At 65.5% G+C, this 23,150-nt stretch carries 32 protein-coding genes; 10 read left to right on the top strand and 22 right to left on the bottom strand.

Going from position 1 to position 23,150, the window contains the following annotated elements:
• Window positions 1-8: 8 nt before the first annotated feature.
• The gene (locus AC1DYL_RS01475) at window positions 9-731 is read left to right on the top strand and encodes a response regulator transcription factor (RefSeq protein WP_477171782.1); all 723 of its coding nucleotides are present in this window, start codon (window positions 9-11) and stop codon (window positions 729-731) included.
• The gene (locus AC1DYL_RS01470; protein ID WP_477171781.1) at window positions 731-2,026 is read left to right on the top strand and encodes an ATP-binding protein; all 1,296 of its coding nucleotides are present in this window, start codon (window positions 731-733) and stop codon (window positions 2,024-2,026) included. Before AC1DYL_RS01475 ends, AC1DYL_RS01470 begins: the two co-directional genes overlap by 1 nt.
• Before the next feature lie 70 nt (window positions 2,027-2,096).
• Here the strand turns inward: AC1DYL_RS01470 and AC1DYL_RS01465 are convergent, their stop codons facing one another.
• From AC1DYL_RS01465 to lgt, 21 genes are all read right to left on the bottom strand, one after another.
• Window positions 2,097-2,828: an EF-hand domain-containing protein gene (locus AC1DYL_RS01465; protein WP_477171780.1), complete on the bottom strand. Its 732-nt coding sequence runs from the start codon at window positions 2,826-2,828 to the stop codon at window positions 2,097-2,099.
• Between the two features lie 182 nt (window positions 2,829-3,010).
• Entirely contained in the window at window positions 3,011-3,184 is a 174-nt protein-coding gene (locus AC1DYL_RS01460) for a hypothetical protein (protein ID WP_477171779.1), read from the bottom strand.
• Between the two features lie 519 nt (window positions 3,185-3,703).
• Complete coding sequence (locus AC1DYL_RS01455; protein WP_477148786.1) at window positions 3,704-4,066, bottom strand: hypothetical protein; 363 nt, start codon at window positions 4,064-4,066, stop codon at window positions 3,704-3,706.
• An 8-nt stretch (window positions 4,067-4,074) separates the two neighbouring features.
• Window positions 4,075-4,632 carry a MaoC/PaaZ C-terminal domain-containing protein gene (locus AC1DYL_RS01450; protein ID WP_477148787.1) on the bottom strand — a complete coding sequence of 186 codons (558 nt, stop codon included), beginning with the start codon at window positions 4,630-4,632 and terminating at the stop codon, window positions 4,075-4,077.
• Window positions 4,629-5,153 (bottom strand): MaoC family dehydratase, encoded by a 525-nt coding sequence (locus AC1DYL_RS01445; RefSeq protein WP_477171778.1) that lies wholly within the window; start codon window positions 5,151-5,153, stop codon window positions 4,629-4,631. Before AC1DYL_RS01445 ends, AC1DYL_RS01450 begins: the two co-directional genes overlap by 4 nt.
• Before the next feature lie 84 nt (window positions 5,154-5,237).
• Entirely contained in the window at window positions 5,238-5,762 is a 525-nt protein-coding gene (locus AC1DYL_RS01440) for a poly-gamma-glutamate hydrolase family protein (protein WP_477172023.1), read from the bottom strand.
• 92 nt (window positions 5,763-5,854) lie between these two features.
• On the bottom strand, window positions 5,855-6,277 hold the full coding sequence (locus AC1DYL_RS01435; RefSeq protein ID WP_477171777.1) for a hypothetical protein: 423 nt from the start codon (window positions 6,275-6,277) through the stop codon (window positions 5,855-5,857).
• A 40-nt stretch (window positions 6,278-6,317) separates the two neighbouring features.
• Window positions 6,318-7,415 carry a redox-regulated ATPase YchF gene (gene ychF / locus AC1DYL_RS01430; RefSeq protein WP_477148790.1) on the bottom strand — a complete coding sequence of 366 codons (1,098 nt, stop codon included), beginning with the start codon at window positions 7,413-7,415 and terminating at the stop codon, window positions 6,318-6,320.
• Between the two features lie 117 nt (window positions 7,416-7,532).
• Window positions 7,533-8,267: an aminoacyl-tRNA hydrolase gene (gene pth, locus AC1DYL_RS01425; protein WP_477171776.1), complete on the bottom strand. Its 735-nt coding sequence runs from the start codon at window positions 8,265-8,267 to the stop codon at window positions 7,533-7,535.
• A gap of 61 nt (window positions 8,268-8,328) precedes the next feature.
• Window positions 8,329-8,976 carry a 50S ribosomal protein L25/general stress protein Ctc gene (locus AC1DYL_RS01420; protein WP_477148792.1) on the bottom strand — a complete coding sequence of 216 codons (648 nt, stop codon included), beginning with the start codon at window positions 8,974-8,976 and terminating at the stop codon, window positions 8,329-8,331.
• A 186-nt stretch (window positions 8,977-9,162) separates the two neighbouring features.
• A complete protein-coding gene (locus tag AC1DYL_RS01415; RefSeq protein WP_477156582.1) occupies window positions 9,163-10,407 on the bottom strand; it encodes an RNA polymerase sigma factor in 1,245 nt (414 codons plus the stop codon).
• 1 nt (window position 10,408) lies between these two features.
• On the bottom strand, window positions 10,409-10,789 hold the full coding sequence (locus tag AC1DYL_RS01410; protein ID WP_477156583.1) for a YciI family protein: 381 nt from the start codon (window positions 10,787-10,789) through the stop codon (window positions 10,409-10,411).
• Between the two features lie 11 nt (window positions 10,790-10,800).
• On the bottom strand, window positions 10,801-11,250 hold the full coding sequence (locus tag AC1DYL_RS01405; protein ID WP_477148795.1) for an iron chaperone: 450 nt from the start codon (window positions 11,248-11,250) through the stop codon (window positions 10,801-10,803).
• 26 nt (window positions 11,251-11,276) lie between these two features.
• Complete coding sequence (locus tag AC1DYL_RS01400; protein ID WP_477171775.1) at window positions 11,277-11,666, bottom strand: VOC family protein; 390 nt, start codon at window positions 11,664-11,666, stop codon at window positions 11,277-11,279.
• A gap of 117 nt (window positions 11,667-11,783) precedes the next feature.
• The gene (locus AC1DYL_RS01395; protein WP_477171774.1) at window positions 11,784-12,140 is read right to left on the bottom strand and encodes a YciI family protein; all 357 of its coding nucleotides are present in this window, start codon (window positions 12,138-12,140) and stop codon (window positions 11,784-11,786) included.
• Between the two features lie 100 nt (window positions 12,141-12,240).
• A complete protein-coding gene (locus AC1DYL_RS01390; protein ID WP_477171773.1) occupies window positions 12,241-12,645 on the bottom strand; it encodes a YciI family protein in 405 nt (134 codons plus the stop codon).
• Between the two features lie 194 nt (window positions 12,646-12,839).
• Complete coding sequence (locus AC1DYL_RS01385) at window positions 12,840-13,133, bottom strand: hypothetical protein (RefSeq protein ID WP_477148799.1); 294 nt, start codon at window positions 13,131-13,133, stop codon at window positions 12,840-12,842.
• A gap of 442 nt (window positions 13,134-13,575) precedes the next feature.
• The gene (locus AC1DYL_RS01380) at window positions 13,576-14,508 is read right to left on the bottom strand and encodes a ribose-phosphate pyrophosphokinase (RefSeq protein WP_477148800.1); all 933 of its coding nucleotides are present in this window, start codon (window positions 14,506-14,508) and stop codon (window positions 13,576-13,578) included.
• A gap of 118 nt (window positions 14,509-14,626) precedes the next feature.
• Window positions 14,627-15,403 (bottom strand): peptidoglycan editing factor PgeF, encoded by a 777-nt coding sequence (gene pgeF, locus AC1DYL_RS01375; protein WP_477171772.1) that lies wholly within the window; start codon window positions 15,401-15,403, stop codon window positions 14,627-14,629.
• A complete protein-coding gene (locus AC1DYL_RS01370; RefSeq protein ID WP_477171771.1) occupies window positions 15,400-16,479 on the bottom strand; it encodes a class I SAM-dependent methyltransferase in 1,080 nt (359 codons plus the stop codon). Before AC1DYL_RS01370 ends, pgeF begins: the two co-directional genes overlap by 4 nt.
• Window positions 16,472-17,284: a prolipoprotein diacylglyceryl transferase gene (gene lgt, locus AC1DYL_RS01365; RefSeq protein WP_477156588.1), complete on the bottom strand. Its 813-nt coding sequence runs from the start codon at window positions 17,282-17,284 to the stop codon at window positions 16,472-16,474. Before lgt ends, AC1DYL_RS01370 begins: the two co-directional genes overlap by 8 nt.
• A 113-nt stretch (window positions 17,285-17,397) precedes the next feature.
• Between lgt and AC1DYL_RS01360 the strand changes: the two genes are divergently transcribed.
• The 7 genes from AC1DYL_RS01360 (at window position 17,398) to AC1DYL_RS01330 (ending at window position 21,549) form a co-directional block, all read left to right on the top strand.
• Entirely contained in the window at window positions 17,398-17,637 is a 240-nt protein-coding gene (locus tag AC1DYL_RS01360; RefSeq protein WP_477171770.1) for an accessory factor UbiK family protein, read from the top strand.
• Window positions 17,634-18,347: a metallophosphoesterase family protein gene (locus tag AC1DYL_RS01355; RefSeq protein ID WP_477171769.1), complete on the top strand. Its 714-nt coding sequence runs from the start codon at window positions 17,634-17,636 to the stop codon at window positions 18,345-18,347. The genes AC1DYL_RS01360 and AC1DYL_RS01355 overlap by 4 nt, the downstream gene beginning before the upstream one ends.
• 52 nt (window positions 18,348-18,399) lie before the next feature.
• Entirely contained in the window at window positions 18,400-19,122 is a 723-nt protein-coding gene (locus AC1DYL_RS01350; RefSeq protein ID WP_477171768.1) for a metallophosphoesterase family protein, read from the top strand.
• A gap of 335 nt (window positions 19,123-19,457) precedes the next feature.
• Complete coding sequence (locus AC1DYL_RS01345) at window positions 19,458-19,961, top strand: type III secretion system chaperone family protein (RefSeq protein ID WP_477148807.1); 504 nt, start codon at window positions 19,458-19,460, stop codon at window positions 19,959-19,961.
• Entirely contained in the window at window positions 19,958-20,773 is an 816-nt protein-coding gene (gene proC / locus AC1DYL_RS01340) for a pyrroline-5-carboxylate reductase (protein WP_477148808.1), read from the top strand. The genes AC1DYL_RS01345 and proC overlap by 4 nt, the downstream gene beginning before the upstream one ends.
• A 34-nt stretch (window positions 20,774-20,807) precedes the next feature.
• Window positions 20,808-21,149 carry a tRNA-binding protein gene (locus AC1DYL_RS01335; RefSeq protein WP_477172022.1) on the top strand — a complete coding sequence of 114 codons (342 nt, stop codon included), beginning with the start codon at window positions 20,808-20,810 and terminating at the stop codon, window positions 21,147-21,149.
• A gap of 73 nt (window positions 21,150-21,222) precedes the next feature.
• Complete coding sequence (locus tag AC1DYL_RS01330; protein WP_477171767.1) at window positions 21,223-21,549, top strand: GYD domain-containing protein; 327 nt, start codon at window positions 21,223-21,225, stop codon at window positions 21,547-21,549.
• 7 nt (window positions 21,550-21,556) lie between these two features.
• On the opposite strand, the gene AC1DYL_RS01325 is transcribed toward AC1DYL_RS01330, so the two are convergent.
• Window positions 21,557-22,171, bottom strand: a complete 615-nt coding sequence (locus tag AC1DYL_RS01325; RefSeq protein WP_477156591.1) for a MarR family winged helix-turn-helix transcriptional regulator — start codon at window positions 22,169-22,171, stop codon at window positions 21,557-21,559.
• Between the two features lie 41 nt (window positions 22,172-22,212).
• On the opposite strand from AC1DYL_RS01325, the gene AC1DYL_RS01320 reads away from it, so the two are divergent.
• The gene (locus tag AC1DYL_RS01320) at window positions 22,213-23,103 is read left to right on the top strand and encodes a branched-chain amino acid aminotransferase (protein ID WP_477171766.1); all 891 of its coding nucleotides are present in this window, start codon (window positions 22,213-22,215) and stop codon (window positions 23,101-23,103) included.
• The last annotated feature ends 47 nt before the right edge of the window (window positions 23,104-23,150 follow it).

The following is a 23,150-nucleotide window of genomic DNA, read 5'->3' as shown; positions in this document are numbered from 1 at the left end:
GTGCCGTTATGTCTGCTCCCCCGCACGTGCTGGTCGTCGACGATGACCAGGAAATCCGCAAGCTGCTCGGCCGCTATCTCGGCGAGCAGGGCTTCAAGGTGTCGCTGGCCGGCTCGAAGCGCGAGTTCCTCGAGCGGGTGGCGACCGAGCGGTTGGATATCGTGGTGCTCGACGTGCTGCTGCCGGATGGGTCGGGGCTCGATCTCTGCCGCTACCTGCGGCAGCGCGCCCCGCACGTGCCGGTGATCCTCGTGACGGCGCTGAAGGAAGAGGTCGACCGGATCATCGGGCTCGAGATCGGGGCCGACGACTATATCGGGAAGCCCTTCAATCCGCGCGAACTGGTGGCGCGGATGCGCGCCGTGCTGCGCCGCTCGGCGGGCGGAGCCGCCGGGGCGACCACCGGGGCGAACTATCGGTTCGCTGGGCTGTTCGCGGATGCCGGGTCACGGAGCGTGGCGACGGCCGATGGCGCGCTGATCGACCTGACCGGCGCCGAGTTCGAGCTGCTGCGGGTGTTCCTTGACCGGCCGGGGCGCGTGCTGTCGCGTGAACAATTGCTGGGCCATACGCAGGGGCGAGAGGCTGGGCCGCTGGACCGGTCGATCGACGTGCTGATGAGCCGCATCCGTCGCAAGCTCGGCGCGGCGACCAACGAGACGCTGTTCAAGACGGTGCGCAACGGCGGCTACCAACTGGTGGCGCGGGTCGAAGCCGGAGAGCCGGACTGATGCACGGCCTGAGGGTCAAGCTGGCGCTGATCTTCGTCGGCTCGGTGCTGGCGGTGGTGTTCGTTGCCACCGCCATCACGGCGCTGGTGCTCAGCGTCGGCGACACCGACCGCTTGATGGGACCGATGGCGCGGCACATGGCGATCGCCAACGACATTATCGCGGCGGGGCCGGAGGGCAGGCCGCCCAAGGGCGACAAGCCGCCGCCGAAGCCGCCGCACGAGCTGGACAAGGTGGTCGACGCGTTACCCGTCGGAACAGCGCGGCCGGAGCTGGCAGCGGCGCTGCAACGCGCGCTGGCGCATGAGGGAGAACTGCGCACGGTAGAGGTGATCGAGCGGAGTGGCGGCGAGCGGGTGGCGGCGCAGCGGCTCGATGACGGGCGCTACATGCTGTTCCCGTTTCCGCGGCAGATGGGGCCGCCGCCGGAGATATGGCTGGCGCTGCTGGCCTGGCTGGCGCTGGTGGTGATCGGCGTGATGGGGGCGGTGCTGGCGCTGGCCTGGCGCGCGACACAGCCCTTCGCGATTCTCGAACGCGCCATCGGCTCGGTGGGGCCTGATGGAGTGCTGCCGCATGTGCCGGAGACGGGCGGCAGTGAGGCGCGGCAGACGGCGGCGGCGCTCAACGCGCTGTCGGACCGGCTGAAAGCCGCGATGGAAAGCCGGATGCGGCTCGTGGCGGCTGCCGGGCATGACCTGAGGACGCCGATGACGCGGATGCGGCTCAGGGCCGAGTTCATCCCTGAGGAGGAGCGTGCGGCCTGGCTGAACGACCTCGACGAGCTCGACGCGATTGCCGACAGCGCCATCCGGCTGGTGAAGGAGGAGGGCGCCGGCGAGGATCGCCGGCAGGTCGATCTCGACAAGCTGGTGGAGGAGACTGCGGCGGAGCTGGCGCAGGCCGGGTTGCCGGTGGAATTGGGCCAGATCGTGCCGGCAACCGTGACGGCCGGGCCATTGGCGCTGCGGCGGGCGCTGCGCAACCTCATCACCAACGCAGCGACGCATGGCGGCGGCGCGCGGGTGCGACTCGAGGTGGATGCCGGCGAGGCGCGGGTGGTCATCGAAGACAACGGACCAGGCATTCCTGACGAACTGATCCCCCGGGTGTTCGAACCGTTCTTCCGGGTCAATCCGGGGCGGACGCAGACCACCAAGGGGGCTGGGCTCGGCCTCGCGATTGCCAAGGAGATCATCGAGCGGTTCGCGGGCAGCATCGAGATCAGCAACCGGCCGGAGAGCGGGCTGCGGCAGGTGGTGCGGCTGCGATTAGCCACGCCACCTGCCGACTAGACCGGGGTCGCTTCGGGTGGGACCACCCCGGCCTGAGGCGGCGGGGCGGATGAGCCACCCCGCGCGCAACTCATGCGGCTTCGTCGAGGATTTTCGACAGCGTCGTGAGCAGGTCGTCGCTGCTGGACTGAGCCGAGTAGGCGGATTTGGCGGCGGCGAGCAGATCGAGCGCGAGGGTCGAATCGTCGTCCTCGGTCTCGGCTTCGTCACTCTTGCCGCCGGGCGGGGGACCACCGGGCGGCGGACCACCCGGACCACCGGGACCGCCCGGAGGCGGACCCATCGGACGGTCACCCATGGCGGACTTGAGGGTATCGAGGAAGTCGGAGGACTCCGTCTCGGTGATGGCGCCATCGCCGTCGGCGTCGATGGTGGCGAACAGCTCAGCGAGTTCGTCGGTGGAAACGCCCTCGGCGGAGTCGCTCGAGGAGAACTCTTCGAGGCTGACCGAGCCCGAGCTGTCGGTGTCGGTAGCCGCGAAGACATCTTCGTTGCTCGGCGGCTGGTTGCCGCCCGCCATCAGCTGGGTCATGAACTGCATGGCCTGGCGCTGTTCGGCGAGCTTGCCGTCGAACGCATCCTTCTCGTCGCTGGTGACGGAGCCGTTGCTGTCGGCATCCATGGCAGCGAAGAGCTTTTCGGCGCGCGCGGCACTCTTGGTGTCGCTGGCGCCGCCGGGCGCGCCGGCCTTCAACTCATCGAGCGTGATATCGCCGCTCGAGTTACTATCGATGGAACTGAAGCTGGGCGGCTGAAGCGGACGCATGAACGCAGCGCCGCTTCCCACCCCACTGATCGACATTGTGTGACCTCCATTGTCGGGCCGAAGACCGGCCGCAAATGAGCAGGGCGTTGCGGCAGTTAACCGGGCGTTAAGGGGATGAAGCCCCGGTGTCCGGGGTTTTCCGGCGCCGGGGGCGGCAATCTTCGGTTACAATTTTCTCCTGATGAGACGCCCCGGCCGCTTGGTCGGGGCGCTCCTGGTCAGAGCAGTTTGAAGCTCGTCGGCAGAATCGGCAGTACCGGTTTCTGCCGCTCGTGGGCCGCGTGCGACGCCCCGGGCTTGCGCTCCGGCTGGTACGGATTGGCCGCCGGTCTGCCGCTCCAGCCGGCCTTGTTGACTGGGGTAGGGCGCTGGTAGGTCATGAACTTGGGCATGAACAATCTCCTTGCCCGCCGCGACAGTTACGCGCGAACGGGCTCAAGTTGTGGCGCGCAACGAAGCAATGCTCCGGACCTGCCACAGGTTAGCGATGAAGTTCAGTTGGAGATTGGACGCCAGGGACGTCGGACAGAGTCAGCCCATCATCTGGAGCGTTGTTGAGACCGGCATCCGCGCATCATCCGCCGCTCGCGATGCGAGGGAGGGGATAGCTCGGGCGTCCGCAACAGTGCTCAGATCATTTTCGGGCAGTACTCCTCTGGAAGGCGCGTTGTTTAGCGCTGGAGGGCCGCGAGGTCAAGCTGGAGGGTGGTGGGCCGGCGCCACTTGCCTTCTCCCCTTGTGGGAGAAGGCGGCGCGCAGCGCCGGATGAGGGGACCCGCAACCCCAAGGTTGCGCGATCGGAGCGAAGCGACGAGCGACAGAGTGCGCGGACAGAACCCCTCATCCGCCCTTCGGGCACCTTCTCCCACAAGGGGAGAAGGCGATCTCCGAGACGCCGGTGGCCTTGGGCATCAACCGCGCGGTGTGCAGGTGAGGACGTTCTTTTCTGCGGTGAAGAGCTGCAGGACGTCCCGGCCGGCATCGTCGAAGCCGAGGATCGCGCTGGTGATGCCGGCGCCGGCGACGAGATTGCCATCGAGGAAGGTGACGCCGTTCGAAGCCATCTCCGCAGTGCCGCTGCCCGAGGCCGTGCTGCCGTAATTGGCCGAGGCGTAGCCGTAGGAGCCGGCGTAAATGGTGAGTAGCCCGGCGCGGGTGCCGTCGATAATGGCGCGGCAACCCCAGTTGCCTTCGACGCCGACGCCGGTCAGCGACTGCGCAGCGGCGGGCGCGGCGAGGAACGCGAGGGCGGCAAAAGCGATGGTGAGGCGCATTGGGTGACTCAACTCCGTTGGGTCAGCAACTTCCCCAATCCGGGGATTTTGGTCAACGCCTCAAGAACCCGTAAGTGTGGCGGCATTTTGTAGTCGCGGAGCTTGGAGAAGCCGACCAGTTCCGCATGGTAGACTTTTTCGCCCCGCTGGTTCACCGCATCGAGGCTGTTGAACAACAGGCCCCAGCCCGGAATCGAGTTGGACGCCCGCTTGCCGGTGACGGTGAGCGTGTAGGTGACGGTGTCGCCAGGGCGAACGGGCGACTTGAATTCCATCTTGTTGACGCCGGGGGAGGGGCCGGAAACGCCCGGTTCCTGGCCGAGATCGCGCAGACGGACTTCCTCGGCATCGAGCGCATCGACCATCTTGCGGTGCCCTACAAGGACCGTGTGCCAGCCCGAGGCGATGACGCCACCGAAATGGCTATGCGCGGCCGCGGCCGGATCGAGATGGAAGTACTGCGGATCGTACTCGCGGCCGAAGCTCAGGATCTCGGCTTCGGTGAAGGTGTGGCTGCCGAGCGGGAACGGCTCGTCGATGGTGATGTCTTCGAACCAGCGGGTCATGCAGGTCCACCGTGTTCGACGTCATAAGGCTGCTCGGGTTGGGCTTGGGTGCCTTCCTCGGGGTCGCGCGACTCGACCAGGTTGGCGAGGCGCATGGTCATCACCGGCTGCCCCTTCTGGTTCTTCACGTCGAGGTCGATGGCGACGATGCCCCATTGCGGGTGGTGGCGGGACCGGCGGAGCTCGGCGACGGTGGCCGTGGCCCAGATGGTGTCGCCCTTCATCACCGGCTTCTTCCACTTGAGGTCGGAGAAACCGAGTCCGCCGGCCGAGGCGATCTTGCTGAGGAAATTGTCGCCGAGCAGGCGCAGGGTCAGTGCCGCGGTCTGCCACCCGGAGGAGGCGAGCCCGCCGAGCAGCGACCGCTTGGCGGCTTCTTCATCGAGGTGGAACGGAAACGGATCGAACTCGCGGGCAAAGGAGATGATCATCTCCTTGGTCACGAGGATAGAGCCGAGATTGATGGTCTCGCCGACGACGAGATCCTCGAAATGGCGGCGGTCGACGGTGACTGGGTTCATCGCGGGTTGACGTATACGTCAATCGTCAGCCGGGGTGCAAGCTCGAGGCGAGGGCGGCTGCGGCGGCATAGGATCGAAGACCGATCACCCGATGGCGGGGAGGTATGCCTCGATCGCGCGGCCCACGGCGGCCGAAAATGACGCGAGCGCAGCACTGTCGGCGCTCAGGCGGTCACGCAGTTCGCGTGGCAGTTCGAGTTGGACCCCGGCGCGGCGGATGGTGCGGTTGCAGATGTTGGCGGGATCGGTTGCCGGGAAGGCGTGGCCGGCGGTGCTGGTCAGGTGGCCGGCCGCGGTGAGTACGCGGGAGATCGCCCCGATCAGCGCGGTATCGAGGCCGCCGATCAGGATCGGCGCGGCGGACTGTGGCTCGAGATAGCCGTGAATGGCGACGGCGAAAGAGGAGCGTTCGACGAGCGCGACGGCACTGGGTTCGTCGAAGTGGGTGGAGGTGAGGTGCAGGTCGGCGTGGGGGCGGTGCGGTTGCAGGCCCTCGAAGCAATAGAGCGAGTAACGGATTGCGGCGATGCTGGAAGCGATGAGCGAGGTGGCGGGCTCGATGGCGCCGCCGTGTGGAGCGATGACGGTGACAGGCGAGTGGCGATCGATCAGATGGATGGCGTAGCTGACGCCCTCCGTCTCGGAGGCTGCCAGTCAGTTCGGCAAAGCTCTTGTAGCGATCTGAGATCTCGGGTGCTCCCTTACGCGAGGCCCCAGATGATCGCCACGCTGACGACGGTGCAATAGACGACGAAGCTCACCGCGAAGAGGCCGAGCAGCCAGACCGGAAGGCGTCGGGTGGCGTCGGCGGAGATGACGCCGATCCAGAGCAGCAGGCCTACGGCGCCGATGACCAGCGCGAAGATCACCACGAACCAGCCGCCGAGGATGTTGGCGATGGCGAGGATCACCGGGGTCAGCGCAGAAGCGATGACCGGCCCGATCACCCACACGGCCTGCTTCTCGCGCCAGAGAACGGCGACGATCATGCCGAGCACCAGAAGCGCGAAGCCGACCGTCGGGACGATGGTGAAGGGGCTGACGGTGCCGGCGGCGAGCGCCAGCGGGCCCGCGAAATAGGACGACACCATCGGCCACCAGGAGCCGAAGATCTGTTCGAGCATGACGGAGCTCAGGGGCTATGAGTTAAAGTGCTGAAATCGCTTAGGTATTGAACTTGAACAACATCACGTCGCCGTCCTTGACGACATATTCCTTGCCTTCGTCCCGCGCCTTGCCGGCTTCCTTGGCGGCGACTTCACCGCCCAGCGTGACGAAGTCTTCGTAGCCGATGGTCTGGGCGCGGATAAAGCCGCGCTCGAAATCGGTGTGGATGACGCCGGCGGCCTGCGGGGCGCGGTCGCCCTTGTGGATGGTCCAGGCGCGCGTCTCTTTCGGGCCAACGGTGAAATAGGTCTGCAAACCAAGCAGTTGGTAGGCTTCCCTGATCAGGCGATTGAGGCCGGGCTCGTGCAGCCCGAGGCTCTCGAGATACTCGGCCTGCTCGGCATCGGGAAGCTGGGCGAGCTGGCTCTCGATCTCGGCGGAGATGACGATGACGGCGGCGTTGTGCTGCTTGGCGTATTCCTCGACCTGCTTGGTCATGGCGTTGCCGGTGGCAGCCGAGGCTTCATCGACGTTGCAGACGTAGAGCGCAGGCTTGGACGTGAGGAGTTGCAGCTCGGTGAAAGCCTTCTCTTCCTCGGCGGAACGCTGCACCAGGCGCGCCGACTTGCCGTCGCGCAGCAGTACCAGCGAGCGGTCGATCAGATCGAGCGTCGCCTTGGCTTCCTTGTCGCCGCCTTTGGCTTTCTTCTCGACGCCGGCGCGGCGCTTCTCGAGGCTTTCGAGGTCGGCGAGCATCAGCTCGGTCTCGACCACTTCGGCGTCGGCGAGCGGGTCAACCTTGTTGGCGACGTGGATGATGTTGCCATCCTCGAAGCAGCGCAGCACATAGGCGATGGCGTCGCACTCGCGGATATTGGCGAGGAACTGGTTGCCGAGGCCTTCGCCCTTCGATGCGCCCTTCACGAGGCCCGCGATATCGACGAAGCTCATCTTGGCCGGCAGGATGTTGATCGACTTGCCGATCGTCGCGAGCTTGTCGAGGCGCGCGTCTGGCACTGCCACCTCGCCGGTGTTCGGCTCGATGGTGCAGAACGGGAAGTTCGCGGCCTGGGCGTTGGCGGTGCGGGTCAGCGCATTGAAGAGCGTCGACTTGCCCACATTGGGCAGGCCGACGATGCCCATCTTGAAACCCATGACAGTCTCCGGAATTCGTCATTGGAGGCGCGAAAGCGACGCGCCAATTGTTGCGCTTCACATCGGTTGAAGAGGCGCGGAAGTCAATTGGTTTGGTGTGCGTAGGAGCTCCACGCACTAGTCCTTCCCGAACAGCTTCTTCAGCATATCGGCCATCGGTCCGGTCTCCGGTACCTTGGCCTGCGGCTCACTCGGCCGGGCGGCTCGGATGTGGCTCTGGGCCGGGGCCTTCTTGCGGGTCGGGTCGGCGGTTTCGGGGCGCTGGGCGCGGTCGGCGCCGTCGCCCTGGGTGGCGATGGCAAGCTTGTTCATCAGGCCGTTATCGTCGCCCTTGACGATCATCGCCGCGTTGTCGGCCACGGCGTCGAGAAGGGGGATCAGCCAAGCCTGCTGCTCGGCCTTGGAGAAGTCGCCGAGCACGTGCGGCATCACCAGGTCCTTGTGGCCTGGGTGGCCGACGCCGAGGCGGATGCGGCGGTAGCCGAGCCCGATCTGCGGGTCGATGGAGCGCAGGCCATTGTGACCGCCATTGCCGCCGCCGATCTTGATGCGAGTCTTGCCGGGGGCGAGGTCGATCTCGTCATAGAGGACGGAGATGTCTGATGGCCCGAGCTTGTAGAAGGTTGCAGCCTTCTGGACGCTGTCGCCGGAGGAATTCATGAAAGTCTGCGGCTTCAGCAGCAGCACCTTTTCGCCATCGATGGTGCCTTCGGAGATCAACCCCTGGAACTTCTCGCGGAACGCGGGAAAGCTGTGGCGGCGCGCGATGGCGTCGACCGCGAGGAAACCAATATTGTGGCGATTGTTGCGGTATTTGTCCCCGGGATTGCCGAGGCCGACGATGAGATGCATCGGCTAACTTCCAGGCAGCAGGGCAGGGTGGGAGCGGACATCAAGCCCGCTCCCGAAGTGCTTACTCTTTGGCTTCGCCATTGGCGGCCGGAGCGGCTTCGCCCTCGGCGGCGCCTTCCTCGGCTTCCTCGGCCTTGAGGCCCGACGGAGCGACGATGGTGGCGATGGTCAGGTCGTCTTCATGGCTGTGGTCGGTGGCGCCGGCCGGCAGCTTGATCGACGAGATGTGGACGCTGTCGCCGACATCCATGCCGGTGAGATCGACGACGATCTCCTCGGGGATGTGGTCGGCGTCGACGGTCAGGTCGAGCGTGTGGTGGACGATGTTCAGCACGCCGCCGCGCTTGATGCCGGGCGACAGTTCATCGTTGATGAACTTCACGTGCACCTGGACATTGAGCTTGGTGCCCTTGCCGACGCGCAGGAAGTCGACGTGCAGCGCCTTGTCCTTGACGGGATCGAGCTGGTAGTCGCGCGGAATGACGCGGTGCTTCTCGCCATCAACGTCGAGGGTGACGATGTGGGAGAGGAAACCACCGGCGTAAATGCGCTTCATGGCTTCGTTGTAGGAGATGGTGATCGGAAGCGGGGGCTTCTTGTCGCCATAGATGACAGCAGGGATGAGCCCCTCACGACGCAGTGCACGAGCGGCCCCCTTGCCCACCCCGCTCCGCGCCTGAGCCTTGAGCTCCGTAGCAGCAGTAGCCATTGAATGATCCATTCATGGGTTGGTGTGAACTCTGAGAAGTCAAAGCTCACGCACCCGTCCTCCAGGGGTGACGGGTGCTTCATGGGCGGTGCGTATAGGGGAAATGCGGGTTTCGGGCAAGTAGCGCCGTCGCGGAAGCCGGTTACCTTCTCCCACAAGGGAAGAAGGCGGTCACCGATAGGTCGATCAGCCGTCCGCTAGCGCCGCCAGCCGGCCCTGCAGGTAATGCCTCACGGCTGTGTCGGTGGTGAGGCCCAGGGCGAGGGTGAGCGCCTCGCGGGCCTCGGGTTTGCGGCCGGCACTGGACATGAGGTGGCCGCGGGCGGCCCAGTAGGGCTGGTAGTCGGCCATGCGCTTGTCGGTGCCGAGCGGCTCGATGGCGGCCAGCGCGGCGTCGGGACCTTCGAGTTCGGCGATGGCCATGGCTCGGTTGAGCGCCACGACCGGCGAGGCGCTGAGCGCGAGCAAGTGATCGTAGAGCGCGAGGATGGCGGGCCATGTGTTAGCGCCCAGGTTACGGCGGGCGACATGGGCGGACTGGATGGCGGCCTCGATCTGGTAGCGTCCGGAGGGGCCACCGGCATTTGCAGACCGCAACAGCGCTTCGGCGAGGCCGATCAGCGAGTCGTCCCAGAGGCTTGTGTCCTGTTCCTCGAGCGGCACGTAAGCGCCGCCGGGCGAGCGCCGGGCGGCGCGGCGGGCCTCGGTGTAGAGCATCAGCGCAAGCATACCCTTGGCCTCGGGCTGTTCGGGCAACAGCGACACGACCAGCCGGCCGAGCCAGATCGCCTCGTCGGCGAGTTGGGCGGACGCACTGTCGCCGATCTCGGCCCAGCCCTTCGAGTAGGCGGCGTAGATGGCGTCGAGCACCGCATCGAGGCGCTCGGGCAGTTCCTCCTTGTCGGGAATGCCGAACGGGATGCCGGCGTCCTTGATGCGGGTTTTGGCGCGCACCAGGCGCTGGCCCATGGTGGCGGGCGGGATCAGGAAGGCCGCGGCGATGTCGATGGCGGTGAGGCCGAGAATGGTCTGCAGGATCAGCGGGGCCCGCATACCCCGCTCGATCGCCGGATGGGCGCAGGCGAACATCAGCGCGAGGCGGCGGTCCGGGATCTCGTCGGGGGTTTCTGCGGCGGCTTCGATTTCATCGGCCATCATTTTCAGATGCTCCTCGCCCGCGTGCCGCGTGGTGCGGCGGCGCAGCGCATCGGTCTGGCGCCGGCGGGCGACCGTCAGCAGCCAGGCATCGGGATTGAGCGGCACGCCCTCGGCGGGCCACATGCGCAGCGCGGCGGCAAAGGCCTCGGCCAGCGCGTCTTCGGCACCCGCTACGTCGCGGGTGCGGGCCGCGAGGAAGGCGACGAGGCGGCCGTAGCTTTCGCGGGCGACCCGCTCGGCTGCGCGGGCCGCCTCGTTACCCTCATGTCGCATGCTACGAGTCCTGGCGCCGCAGGCTCAGGTCGGGCCTCGGGTATTCCGGGGCGAGGGGACGGATCTCGATCGAGCCGTACCGGGAACTCGGGCAGCGCTTGGCCCAGCGGATGGCTTCATCGAGGTCCGCGACGTCGATCATGAAGTAGCCGGCCAACTGCTCCTTGGTATCGGCATAGGGGCCGTCGAGCACGTCGGTCTTTTCGTCGGACGAGCGCACGGTGGTCGCCGCCGAGGCCGGCTGCAGCCGCTCCCCGGCGCTCATGCCGCCGCCCGCCTTGGCGAGCGCCTCGTTGAAGGCGGCGTAGTCGGCCCAGAGCTCCTTCTGCGGAGCGTTGGCGAGCGCGACCTCGTCGTGGTGGATCAGCATCATGTAGCGCATGGCCGGGTTCCTCAGCTTGCCGCCTGTTTCACGAGATCGGCGATCCGCTTTTCGTCGGCCGCGGTGAGCTTCAGCAGCGCGTAGCTGGTGGGCCACATGCTGCCGTCGTCGAGTTTCGCCGCCTCGTTGAAGCCGAAGGTGGCGTAGCGTGCCTTGAACTTGTTGGCATCCTGGAAGAAGCAGATGCTCTTGCCGTCCTTGTAGTAGGCCGGCATGCCGTACCAGAGCTTGGCCGTGAGATGCGGCGCGGTGGCCTTGACGAGGGCGTGGATGCGCTCGGCCATGACCCGATCGGCGTCCGGCATCGCGGCAATCTTCTCCACCACGGCCTGCTCGTCTTCGGCTGCGCTGGCGTTGCGCTTCAGCTCCTTGGCGCGCTCCTTCATGGCGGCCTTTTCTTCGGCGGTGAAACTGTCGGCGGCGGCGTCGGTGCGCTTGGCGGTGCTCTGCTTGGTTGCCATGGTGGTTCTCCTTCTTGTCGGACCGCTTACCACTTCAACTGGGTGATCTGCAGCAGGTTGCCGCAAGTGTCCTTGATCTGGGCGATGGTCGATGCGGTGACATCGGTCGGGGGCATGGCGAAGTCGCCGCCCTTGGCCTTGATCCGCTCGTAATCGGCCTTCACGTCGCTGGTGTAGAACATCACGGCAGGCTGGCTCTGCTCGAACATTGCCTGCTGGAAGGCCTTGGCGGCGGGGTTGCTGTTGAGCGCCAGCTGCAGTTCGGTGCCGTCCTTGTCATCGGGCGAAACAACGGTCAGCCAGCGGAAGCCGCTGTTGCCGAAGTCGGCCTTGGGGGTGAAGCCCAGCACGTCGGTGTAGAAGCGCAGCGCCTTCTCCTGGTCGTCGACATACACGGTGGTCAGCTTGATCTTCATCGGTTTTCTCCGTTTGTCACGTCGGGACACCGTGCCCCGATGCAACAATGACGGGCCTGGTCCGGCCATTTCGACTCGTCCCCGAAAAAACTTCAGGGACGAGCCGATTTTGTCAGATCATGCGCCGCGCGTCGGCCAGATCGGGCGGACCTCGATGGTGCCGAACTGAGCGGCCGGACATTGCTGGGCCCACTCGATCGCTTGGTCCAGGTCGGGGACATCGATCAGGTAGTAGCCGCCCAACTGCTCCTGAGTCTCGGCATAGGGCCCGGCGAGGACAACCGCCTTCTTGTCGCGGACGCGGATCGAGGTGGTGGCGCTGGTTGGCCGCAGGCGCTCGCCACCGACCATGACGCCGGCCTTGATCATCGCCTCGTTGAACGCAGCGTAGTCGGCGCTCATGCCGGTGTCGTCGACGGGCGTGGCCGCATTCATCTGCGTTTCGTCGCCGTGGATGAGCAGCATGTACTTCATTTTCGTCTCCTGTTTCGTGCCGGACACCGCGCCCGGCACGACAATGACGGAGGGGGCGACAAAACTTCTACAAATCGCGGACGAAAAAAAGCGATGGCTTTCAGAAGCCCGGAATCATGGCGCGGACTTCGACCGGCCCCCACTGCGCCGCGGGGCACTTCCTGGCCCAGGTGAGGGCTTCGTCCATGTTCGCCGCCTCGATGATGTAGAAGCCGCCGAACTGTTCGCGGGTCTCTGCATAGGGGCCGTCATGTACCTTCAGCTCGCCGGTGTCGTTGACGAAGGCGGCGCCCTTGGCATCCTGGTGGAAGGTAGCATCGCCGCCCTCCATGCGCAGGGTCTTGGCGTCGTGGGTGCGGGCGAGGGGGGCGGTCATGACGAAGGCGCCGGCCTTGGTCAGCGCCTCCTGGTAGGCGTAGAGCGTCTCCATCGCCTTCTGCATCTGGTCGGGCGGGATCTGGGCGCCGGCTTTCTCGTCGGCGTAGAGCATCAGCATGTAGCGCATCGGTGTCTCCTCGGTCGGCAGCATAGCCCTTCAGGGCAATGTCGGACGAGGGGGGCCGATTTCGACATGTAGAGGGCAACCAAGGGGAGAAACAGCACGCTTGGCGCCCATCTCCCTTGGCCAAGGGAGATGGGCGGTGGGACGTTGTCTCACAGAGCCGTCTCCCGGTGGGGAGAGCTCCAGGAAGGTGGCGGCTACTCCTCTTCGGCGCAGTCCGCTACGTCGTCGGCACCCTTTGCCTTGACGTGGGCGTGGTCCTGCGCGGCCGAAGTGGCGGTGGCCGGGGTGCATTGGTGCTCGCCGATGAAGGGGCTGCCCTGGCCGGGCGCCGTATCCGGGATGACGTGGCCCTTCTTGTTCATGATCACGTCGTTGGCTGCGTCGAACACCAATCCGCCGGACCTGGTGGCCTGAACGAGGTGGTCATCGGCGAGAGCCGGTCCCAGACAGAGCGCGGCTCCAACCACGAGCAACAGAGTGAGCTTCATTTTGCATCTCCTCCGAAAAGCCCTCAGCTGACTAACACCGGGGGAGCCGAAATATTTCCCCGGCGGCGATATTAAGTTCGTGATTAGAGCGAACCTGTACTGGATGCTGGCGCGTGGACGATATGGCGCTTGCCCCGACTTATCCCCGCGCGAATCTCCGGTGGTAATCTGCATCCACCTCACCGATGCGAGGCGCTACGCGGCGTCGCGGGGAGGGTTCGGGCTAGGGGCGGGGCGCCGCTTCTAGGGTTTGGTGGAAGCGTCCGCTTTGCGCACCATCGGGCCAAAAGACCGTTCGCAATGGGCGGGGCGAGAGTCCCAACCCTTGTACAGTTTGCCGGACGACCGGCACAGGGACGAAGTCCCGCCCATGCCGCTTCGCAAGAAACGGCAAGACTGACAGGAAACCCCGAGGCCCACGGCCGTCGGGCGCTTCGACACGTCAGTCGAGCAAGCTCGAGACGCTCTGCTCGCTGGCGGTGCGGGCGATCGCCTCGCCCATCAGCGGGGCGATGGAGATGATGCGGATGTTCTTGGCGGCCTTGGCGGCGTCGGTGGCGATGATCGAGTCGGTGATCACCAGTTCCTTCAGCTTGCTCTTGGCGATGCGCTCGGCGGCGCCATCCGACAGCACGCCGTGGGTGATGTAGGCCGAAACTTCGGTGGCGCCGGCTTTCAGCAGGGCCTCGGCGGCGTTCACCAGGGTGCCGCCGGAATCGACGATGTCGTCGATGAGGATGCAGGCGTGGCCGGCGACGTCACCGATAATGTTCATGACTTCCGAGACGCCGGCCTTGGGGCGGCGCTTGTCGACGATGGCGAGGTCGGCGCCGATGCGCTGCGCGGTAGCGCGGGCGCGGGCCACGCCGCCGACGTCGGGCGAGACGATCATGACGTTGCCGTTGGTGTAGCGCTCCTGGATGTCGCGGACCATGACGGGCGCGCCATAGAGGTTGTCGGTCGGGATATCGAAGAAGCCCTGGATCTGCGCGGCGTGGAGATCGAGCGTCACCACGCGGTTGACGCCCGCTTCGGTGATCAGGTTCGCCACCAGCTTGGCTGAGATCGGGGTGCGCGAGGCGGACTTACGGTCCTGCCGGGCATAGCCGAAATACGGAATCACCGCGGTGATGCGGCGAGCCGAGGAGCGGCGCAGCGCATCCGACAGGATCAGCAGCTCCATCAGGTTGTCGTTGGCCGGATACGAGGTCGACTGCAGGATGAAGACATCCTCGCCGCGGACGTTCTCGTGGATTTCGACGAAGATCTCTTTGTCGTTGAAGCGCTTGACCGTGCAGTCGGTCAGCGGGACTTCGAGATAGCTCGCGACGGCTTCGGCAAGCGCGCGGTTGGAATTGCCGGTGACAAGTTTCACGAGCGCGCTCCGGTATCGGGCCGGTCCGGGGAGTTGCCGGCTCCTGATGCGCGGGTCTTTAGCTTGGGGCGCGGCAAGGCGCAATGCGCCTTGTGACGGATCGGTGAAGGAATCCTGCTCAGAGCCCGCCCAGGCCGATGACGCTGAGCTGCCGGCCGGTGGTGATCGCCTTGTGCGTCGCATAGCGGTGCGAGAAGTACTTCTTGGGCTCGGCGTAGGTGCAGATGCCGAGGTCGTCCACCAGCCCAACGCCGGCGGCGATGAGGTGGTCGAAGACGAAGCCGGGGAGATCGAAGTGCTCGCGGCCGCCGTTCGGCTTGGTGATGCGGTTTTCGGCGTCGCGATGATCGCGCAGCAGGTCGGCGGTGAAGTCGGGGCCGACTTCGTAGTTCTTGGCCGAGATGGTGGGGCCGATGGCGGCGACGATACGATCGGGGCGGGCGCCGAGATCGACCATGGCAGCGACGGTCGCCTCGGCGATGCCGCCGGTGGCGCCCTTCCACCCAGCGTGCGCCGCACCGATGACGCGCGCCTCGGGGTCGGCGAAGAGAATCGGGGTGCAGTCGGCGGTGAGGATGCCGAGCGCCAGGCCGTGGACGCGCGTGACGAACGCGTCGGCCTCGGGGATGTCGTCGGGGTTAGGCTGGCGGGTGACTTCAAGCACGGTGACCGAGTGGACCTGCTTCAACGTCACCAGCTGGCTCAGTGAAAAGCCAAGGATACCAGCGATCTGGGCGCGGTTCTCCATGACGTGATTCAACTTGTCGCCAGCCGAGAGCGAGACGTTGAGCGAGGAGAACTCGCCGGTCGACACGCCCCCGCGCCGGCCGAAGAAGCCGTGACGGATGCCGGGGATGCGCTCGAGGGCGCGGCTGGTTTCGAAGGGCATGCTCATTGCGGAAAACCGATAGGCTCGATGTTGCCGGAATGGGCGCAGAACACCTTGAACAGGGTGCCCATCTCGGTGCTGTCGACAAGGCGGCGCAGGGCCGCGGCGATGGCGTCGACCTGGTTGGGATTGGATTTCACCAGTGCCGTCGCACGCTCGACGATGCCGAGGCCGCCGAGGAAATCGCGCTGGGTGGACAGCTTTTCAACAGTGAGGCCGAGTTCCGCCGCGACCTTGCCGAGGGCGCCGAAATCGACATGGGCACTGAGGTCGATCTCGCCCGGTGCATCGAGCGGATCGGCGAAGGCGTGCTTGCGGACGGCCTGCAGGGTCTCGCCGGTCTGGGTGGCCGCGTAGCCGTAGTCGATGGCGAGGAGGGCGCCCTTCTGCGCGGCGATGCGCTTGCCGAGCTTTTGCACAATGTCGGCGGCGGCGAGGCTGACTTCGTAGGTTTCGCCAAGCTGGGCCGAGGCAAGTTCGGGCGGCATGGCGCTGTCGGGGATGGGCGTGGGTGACAGGCCGAAGGCGCGCTTGCCGTCGCGGAGGCCGATCTGGCGTTCGTGCCAGCCATCGGGCGCCTTGACGAACTGGCGGATCGGCAGGGCATCAAAGAACTCGTTGGCGACGACGAAGATCGGGTCGTCCGCCACCGCATCGACTTCATCGGCCCAGTACGGGTTGTACTGGCTGAGGCGTTCGGCCTGCTGCGCCTTGAGCGCCGGGTTGGTCTCGAACAGCTGCAGGTGGCAGGCATCGAGGAACCCGTCGGCCTTGGCGGCGACGCGCAGGGCGTCCTGCATCAGGGTGCCGCGGCCGGGGCCGAGTTCGAGCAGGGTGAAGCTGCGCGGCTGGTCGAGCTGCTGCCAGAGATTGACGATGAAGAAGCCGACCAGCTCGCCGAACATCTGGCTGATCTCGGGAGCGGTGATGAAGTCGCCTTTGGCGCCCAGCGGATCGGTGCCGGTGTAGTAGCCGGAGCGCGGATGGGTCAGCGCAAGGCTCATATAGGTGGCGAGCGACATCGGGCCGGTCTGGCTCAGCTGCATGTCGATGATTTCGCCGAGGGAGCGGGTATCAGCCACGGGCGGGCCTCATGGCGTAGATGATGAGGGCGATGCCGGCGACGAGGATAGGGAGGCTTAGCACCATGCCCATGGTGAGCCAGCCACCATAGAGGTAGCCGATCTGCGCGTCGGGCAGGCGGAAGAATTCGACGAAGATGCGGCTGAGCGCATAGCCGATGCCGAAGATGCCGGCGACGAGGCCGGGTTTCTTCAGTGCGCCGAGATGGTTGGTGGCGACGCGGATGACGATGAACAGCAGCACGCCCTCGAGGAGGGCTTCGTAGAGCTGGCTCGGGTGGCGCGGCAGCTGCTCCGGATCGGTGGGGAACACCACGGCCCAGGGCAGGGTGGTCGGCGCGCCGTAGAGCTCGGCATTGATGAAGTTGGCGACGCGGCCGAGGAACAGCCCGATGGTGCCGATGGCGCCGAGCAGGTCCATGCCGGAGAGGATGTTGCCGCCCTTCGAGCGCACGAACAGCGCCATGGCCAGCATGATGCCAACGAGGCCGCCGTGGAAGCTCATGCCTCCGTCCCACAGCGCGATGATCTCGCCCGGGTTCGCGGCGTAAAAGCTCAGGTTGTAGAACAGCACGTAGCCAATGCGACCGCCGATGATGATGCCGATGACGGCCCAGAAGGCGAAATCCCAGATCGCGGCCGGCTCGAAGGGCGGGCGGTTGTCCTTCCACAGGCCATGCCGGCGCAGCAGCGTAGTGGCGTAGGCCGCGCCACCTAGGACGCCGACGAGATAGGCCAGCGCATACCACCTGACGACGACTGGTCCGATGGCGAAGGCGATGGGATCGATATTGGGGAAGGGCACGCGCCGCGGCTCCTGTGGACAGGCTGAGACCTTTTAGCCTCCGCCATGCTCTGGTCAAGGCGCGGACGGCAGCCTAGATATCGAGCTGAAAACCGTGAAGGCGAGGATACACGATGATCCAGGGTGGCAAGATATTCGACGAGCTGGGCAAGCTGATGAACAACGCCGCCGGCGTCGCTGACGGGGTGCGCCGCGAGATCGAGACGGCCGTGAAATCGCAGCTCGAGCGGCTGGTGGCCGACATGGACCTGGTCAAGCGCGAGGATTACGACGCGCTGCGCGAACTGGTGCAGGCCCAGAGCACCGAGATCAAGGATCTGAAGGCGGCAGTCGAGAGCCTCAAGTCGAAGTGAGGATCGCGGTTCTTTCCGACGTCCACGGCAACCTCGAAGCGCTGGATGCCGTGCTGGACGATATCGCCCGGCAGAACGTCGAGGCGACCGTGGCGCTGGGCGATTTCCTCAGCGGCCCGAGCGATCCGACCGGCGTGGCCGATCGCTTCATCGAGCTCGATATGCCCGCGGTGCGCGGCAATCACGACCGTTACATCACCGATGGCCGCGAGAAGGATTGGCACATCGACGCGCTGGTGCGCGGCATGCTGGACGAGCGGCAGCACGCGTGGCTCGCTGCCGTGCCGGCGACGCGGGTGTTCGAGCAGGACGTGTTCCTTTGCCACGGCACGCCGCGCGACGACAACGCCTCGTTCATGGACGGCATGGTGGGCGGAATATCGTCGCTGCTGACGAAGGATTACATCGAGGCCGAGGCCAATGGCTTCGAACACGAGGTGCTGCTGTGCGGGCATACACATGTGCCGCGCAGCCTGCGCCTCGCCGATGGCCGGCTGGTGGTGAACCCGGGGAGTGTCGGGCTGCCGTTCGAGATCGGCTCGCCGGATGCGCGCTACGCCATCGTCGAGAAGCGTCGTAGCGGGTGGAATACGGAGTTGCGCGCGGTTGCGTATGACCACGCAACGGCGGCAAAGCAGGCGCTGGATCGCGGCTACCCGAAATGGGCGGAGGCGCTGACCTGGGGGTGGGCGAGCCCCAAGGGGCTGTAGTCTTTGGGGCTTTAGTCTTTTCGAGGCCGCAATTGCTGGGGACGGTGGTGGCATGAGAATCGCAGTGATCTCCGACATTCACGGCAACCGTCCGGCGCTGGAGGCGGTGGAAGCCGATATCGCCATGGTCGGGGTGGATGTCACCATCAACCTCGGCGACCTGCTGGCCGGTCCGGTGGACCCGGTCGGCACCGGCGACATGCTGATCGAGCGGAACTACCCGACCGTAGTCGGCAACCACGACCGCTGGATGATCGATCCCGGCTCCAGGAAGCGGGCGCCCGTCGATGTCTACGCGGACGAGCTGATGAAGCCTGTCCACCGCGAATACCTAAAGAGTCTGCCGGCAACGATGGACATCGAGGGCGAGGTTTTCATGTGCCACGGCACGGCACGGAGCGATGAAGAGCCGTGGCTCGACGCATGGTGGACCGACCGCACCGTGACCATGCCCGGCGAGGCCGAGGTCACGGCGAAGGCCAACGGGCTCGATTTCCCCGTGCTGCTGTGCGGCCACACACACGTGTCGCGGGTCGTGCGGCTGCGAGACGGGCGGATGGTGGTCAATCCGGGTTCGGTCGGGCTGCAGATCAACTACGGAGCGCCGGACGCGCGCTATGCGGTGCTCGAGCGGCACGGCGGCAATTGGTCGGCGGCGCTGCGCGCAGTTGCCTATGACTTCGAGGCAGCGGCCCAGCAGGCGATTGCCAACGGGTTCCCGAGATGGGCTGAGCCGATCCGGACGGGATGGGCTGGAGCTGACGGGCTGTTCTGAGGCTTCGGAGCCTACTCCGGCACATGACAGCTTCGTCATGCGGGCCGCGCATTCTAGCGCGAGTCGCGCCAGCAGCGATGTCCCAAAATCAGCCAAATCGGGTGGGGACAGACTCGGGCAGTTAAGACCCTGTTAACCCTTCGAGCCGGATCATCCACAGAAGAAAGCCTTGGATGGCTCTGGCGGCACAATCCCCGGAATCGGGGCGCCAGTGTAGCGTTCCTCCATAGGGACGATTCGTAGGCCTTCTGCGTGCGAGTTCTTTGCAAGTAACGCGTAGGACCGGGAATGACCGGCCGGCCTTCATACGTTTCGCCCAATGGGACGCTCAGCCAATGGCACATCTTCTGGAACTGGAACCGGACCGCACGGTGCATCCGGTCGACATTATCGAACACATTGCTTCGATCAACGATTGGAACTTCGAGCGGCAGGACGCCGATGAGATCTCGATTTCGGTGCGCGGGAACTGGGCCGACTACCACGTCTCCTTCAACTGGATGGAAGACCTCGAGTCGCTGCACATTGCGGCGGCGTTCGACCTGAAGGTGCCGGATACGCGCCGGACGGAAGTGAAGCAGCTGATCTCGCTGATCAACGAGCAGCTGTGGATTGGGCATTTCGACATGTGGAACCACGAAGGCGTGGTGCTGTTCCGCAATTCGCATCTGTTGACCGGCGGGGCGGAGGTCAGCGCGGCGCAGTGCGAGGCGCTGCTGCGCTCGGCTACCGACAGCTGCGATCTCTACTATCAGGCGTTCCAGTTCGTGATATGGGCTGGCAAGGGCGCCTCCGAGGCACTCAGCCAGGTCATGTTCGAAACGGTAGGCGAAGCTTGAATTTATCAGATATCGGCCCCGTCGTTCTGGTCGGGGCCGGCAAGATGGGCCTGGCGCTGGCCCGCGGCTGGATTGCCGGCGGGCTGCCGCCGGATCGGTTGGTATTGTGCGATCCGCAGCCGTCCGAGCACGCAGCGCAGTTTGCCGCGCAGCACGGCGTTCGCCTGCAGGCGAGCCCGATCGGCGTCCTGACCCATGTGCTGGTCATCGCGGTCAAGCCGCAGGTGATCTATGAGGTGATGGCCGAGATCCAGCCGGTGGTGGGCAGCTATACGCTGGTGCTGTCGATCGCAGCCGGGATTTCGCTGGTCGGCCTGTCCGAGGGACTGCAGACCGACCGGGTGATCCGCACCATGCCGAATACGCCGGCGCAGGTCGGCCGCGGCATCACCGGCGCAGTTGGCCTCGCCATAAGCGACGAGGACCGGCTGACCGCCGATGCGCTGCTGAGCGCGGCGGGGCAGGTGATGTGGTTCGACGACGAAGCCAAGATCGACGGCGTTACGGCCGTCTCCGGGTCGGGCCCGGCCTACGTATTCTATATGGTTGAGGCCCTGGCCGCGGCGGCGCGCCGGCAGGGTTTTGACGACGAGCAGGCGATGCAGCTGGCGCGGGCGACCGTGACTGGCGCTGCAGCGCTCATGGACGCCGATCCGACACCGGCCGGAACGCTGCGCGAGAATGTCACCTCGCCCAAGGGTACTACCTACGCAGCGCTGCAGGTGCTGATGGCGCCGGATGGGCTCGAGCCGCTGCTCGATCGTGCCGTTCGTGCGGCGCGCCAGCGATCAGAAGAGCTCGGGCGGGCCTGACGGCCGCCTCGGCTCCCAATAAGGTCGGTGCGAACTGATGGCTGAGATCACCTATGCGGAGTTCGAGCAGGTCGACATCCGCGTCGGCACGATTATCGAAGCCCGAGTTTTCCCCGAGGCCAGGAAGCCCGCCTATATTCTGCTGATCGATTTCGGTCAGGAGATAGGGGTGAAGAAAAGCTCAGCGCAGATCACGGTGCACTACACGCCGGAGACGCTGGTCGGCCGCCAGGTCATGGCCGTTGTCAACTTCCCGCCGCGCCAGATCGGCCCGGTGCGCAGCGAAGTGCTGACGCTGGGGTTCGAGGACGAGAACGGCGCGATCGTGCTGGCGGCCGTCGAGCGTGGCGTGCCGAACGGCCAGCGGCTCTGCTGAGTTCGCCAATACCCGTGGCCTGCCAACGGCTGTAGGGTGGGGTGTTTTTGGGGAAGAGCGGAGGAGCTCAGCCATGGCACTCTATCTGACACGCTTCAGCTACACGCCTGAAACTTGGGCGCGGCTGACCAAGAATCCCGAGGATCGCCGTGAGGCCGCGCGCAAGTACATCGGGTCCGTCGGCGGTAAGCTGCACGGATTCTGGTACGCGTTCGGCCCACATGACGGCTACAACCTGTGGGAAGCCCCCGACAACGTCGCCATGGCGGCGGTGGCCATCGCCATCGGGGGCGGCGGTGCGTGTTCGGAGTTCGAGACGACGCCGTTGCTGACGGTCGAGGAGACCTTGGCGGCGCTTGGACGTGCCCAAGCGGTCGGGTACCGGCAGCCGGGAGCTTAGTCGGGGGCTAAAGCTCTTCCGTCAGCTTCAGCCGATCCAGCAATCCACGGTCATCCGGCTCCACCATGCCGACGAAGAACCGGAGCACGGTGCGCTTGCCTTCCGGGGGGAGGGCGGCGATGGCGGCTTCGATGCGGCTGGTTTGGGTGGCGGAGAGGGTTTCGAACAAGGCGCGGCCTTTTTCGGTGGCGTAGAGCAGGCGCTGGCGGCGGTCGCTTTCACCGGTTTTTTGTTCGACATAGCCGTTGTCGACCAGTTGGCGCAGCACGCGGGCAAGACTCTGCTTGGTGATCTTGAGGATATCGAGCAGGTCGGCGACGGGCATGCCGGGCTTCAAATTGACGAAATAGAGCACCCGGTGGTGCGCGCGACCGAAACCCTGTCGCTCAAGCAATGCATCAGCATCGCCAACGAAGTCCCGATAAGCAAAGAAAAACAAACCCATGACGTCGAGCGGCATGGCCGGATCGTCGGCCTGCGCCAAATTTATGTCAGCCTTGTTGACATTTATTTTGCCCGATGCCATCATCACCCCATCGAAAACACAGCTCTTTGCCTTATCCCAAAGCCGTTCCGGTTTGCCAATAGCAAGCCGGTGGGGCAGGATCACAGGCAATAACACGGCGGACCCCAAGGGCCGCACCAGACGAGTGGGAGATGAAGATGGCAGGCTTGCCGATGGACCAGCGCGAAGGCTGGATCTGGTTTGATGGTCAGATGGTTCCCTGGAAGGACGCCAAGATCCACGTGCTGACGCACGGGCTGCACTATGCCAGCGCGGTGTTCGAAGGCGAGCGGGCCTATGGCGGCGAGATCTTCAAGTCGCGCCTGCACACCGAGCGGCTGATCCAGAGCGGCAAGACGCTCGACTTCACTATTCCCTACTCGGTCGACGAGATCGAAGCGGCCAAGCGTCTGGTGCTCGAAAAGAACGGTCTGGTCGATGCCTATGTCCGGCCGATCGCCTGGCGTGGTTCCGAGGAACTGTCGGTTCCCGGCCGCAACAACAAGGTGCACCTGGCGATCGCTTCGTGGGTGTGGCCGAGCTATTTCTCCGTCGAGGAGAAGCTGAAAGGCATCCGCCTCGAGTGGAGCCGCTGGAAACGCCCGAGCCCGGAGACCATCCCGTCGTCGGCCAAGGCGGCCGGCCTCTACATGATCTGCACGTTGTCGAAGGACGCGGCCATGGCCAATGGCTATGCCGACGCGCTGATGCTCGACTATCGCGGCTATGTCGCCGAGGCGACCGGCGCCAACGTGTTCTTCGTCAAGGGCGACGAGATCCATACGCCGACCCCGGATTGCTTCCTCAACGGCATCACCCGGCAGACGGTGATCGGGCTGGCCAAGGAAAACGGCTACAAGGTCATCGAGCGGCACATGAAGCCGGAAGAGCTCGCGAACTACGACGAGTGCTTCCTGACCGGTACCGCCGCCGAACTGACCCCGGTTTCGGAAGTTGGCGAGTTCAAGTTCAAGCCGGCCAAGGCCTGCACGACGCTGATCAATGCGTACACCGAAGCGGTGACGCCAAAGAAGGTTGCGGCCGAGTGAGGTCGCGGCTCAGGTGATTTCAAAGGCCCGCTCGCTGAGCGGGCCTT

The sequence above is a fragment of the Devosia sp. P1_H9 genome (assembly GCF_056405135.1).
This window is presented reverse-complemented; position numbering and strand designations above follow the sequence as displayed.

Bases quoted from the DNA above. Each gene is read 5' to 3' on its own strand.
- AC1DYL_RS01475 (WP_477171782.1), top strand. From the start codon at position 9: ATGTCTGCTCCCCCGCACGTGCTGGTCGTCGACGATGACCAGGAAATC.
- AC1DYL_RS01470 (WP_477171781.1), top strand. From the start codon at position 731: ATGCACGGCCTGAGGGTCAAGCTGGCGCTGATCTTCGTCGGCTCGGTG.
- AC1DYL_RS01465 (WP_477171780.1), bottom strand. From the start codon at position 2,828: ATGTCGATCAGTGGGGTGGGAAGCGGCGCTGCGTTCATGCGTCCGCTT.
- AC1DYL_RS01460 (WP_477171779.1), bottom strand. From the start codon at position 3,184: ATGCCCAAGTTCATGACCTACCAGCGCCCTACCCCAGTCAACAAGGCC.
- AC1DYL_RS01455 (WP_477148786.1), bottom strand. From the start codon at position 4,066: ATGCGCCTCACCATCGCTTTTGCCGCCCTCGCGTTCCTCGCCGCGCCC.
- AC1DYL_RS01450 (WP_477148787.1), bottom strand. From the start codon at position 4,632: ATGACCCGCTGGTTCGAAGACATCACCATCGACGAGCCGTTCCCGCTC.
- AC1DYL_RS01445 (WP_477171778.1), bottom strand. From the start codon at position 5,153: ATGAACCCAGTCACCGTCGACCGCCGCCATTTCGAGGATCTCGTCGTC.
- AC1DYL_RS01435 (WP_477171777.1), bottom strand. From the start codon at position 6,277: ATGCTCGAACAGATCTTCGGCTCCTGGTGGCCGATGGTGTCGTCCTAT.
- ychF (WP_477148790.1), bottom strand. From the start codon at position 7,415: ATGGGTTTCAAGATGGGCATCGTCGGCCTGCCCAATGTGGGCAAGTCG.
- pth (WP_477171776.1), bottom strand. From the start codon at position 8,267: ATGCATCTCATCGTCGGCCTCGGCAATCCCGGGGACAAATACCGCAAC.
- AC1DYL_RS01420 (WP_477148792.1), bottom strand. From the start codon at position 8,976: ATGGCTACTGCTGCTACGGAGCTCAAGGCTCAGGCGCGGAGCGGGGTG.
- AC1DYL_RS01415 (WP_477156582.1), bottom strand. From the start codon at position 10,407: ATGCGACATGAGGGTAACGAGGCGGCCCGCGCAGCCGAGCGGGTCGCC.
- AC1DYL_RS01410 (WP_477156583.1), bottom strand. From the start codon at position 10,789: ATGCGCTACATGATGCTGATCCACCACGACGAGGTCGCGCTCGCCAAC.
- AC1DYL_RS01405 (WP_477148795.1), bottom strand. From the start codon at position 11,250: ATGGCAACCAAGCAGAGCACCGCCAAGCGCACCGACGCCGCCGCCGAC.
- AC1DYL_RS01400 (WP_477171775.1), bottom strand. From the start codon at position 11,666: ATGAAGATCAAGCTGACCACCGTGTATGTCGACGACCAGGAGAAGGCG.
- AC1DYL_RS01395 (WP_477171774.1), bottom strand. From the start codon at position 12,140: ATGAAGTACATGCTGCTCATCCACGGCGACGAAACGCAGATGAATGCG.
- AC1DYL_RS01390 (WP_477171773.1), bottom strand. From the start codon at position 12,645: ATGCGCTACATGCTGATGCTCTACGCCGACGAGAAAGCCGGCGCCCAG.
- AC1DYL_RS01385 (WP_477148799.1), bottom strand. From the start codon at position 13,133: ATGAAGCTCACTCTGTTGCTCGTGGTTGGAGCCGCGCTCTGTCTGGGA.
- pgeF (WP_477171772.1), bottom strand. From the start codon at position 15,403: ATGAGCATGCCCTTCGAAACCAGCCGCGCCCTCGAGCGCATCCCCGGC.
- AC1DYL_RS01360 (WP_477171770.1), top strand. From the start codon at position 17,398: ATGATCCAGGGTGGCAAGATATTCGACGAGCTGGGCAAGCTGATGAAC.
- AC1DYL_RS01350 (WP_477171768.1), top strand. From the start codon at position 18,400: ATGAGAATCGCAGTGATCTCCGACATTCACGGCAACCGTCCGGCGCTG.
- AC1DYL_RS01345 (WP_477148807.1), top strand. From the start codon at position 19,458: ATGGCACATCTTCTGGAACTGGAACCGGACCGCACGGTGCATCCGGTC.
- AC1DYL_RS01330 (WP_477171767.1), top strand. From the start codon at position 21,223: ATGGCACTCTATCTGACACGCTTCAGCTACACGCCTGAAACTTGGGCG.
- AC1DYL_RS01320 (WP_477171766.1), top strand. From the start codon at position 22,213: ATGGCAGGCTTGCCGATGGACCAGCGCGAAGGCTGGATCTGGTTTGAT.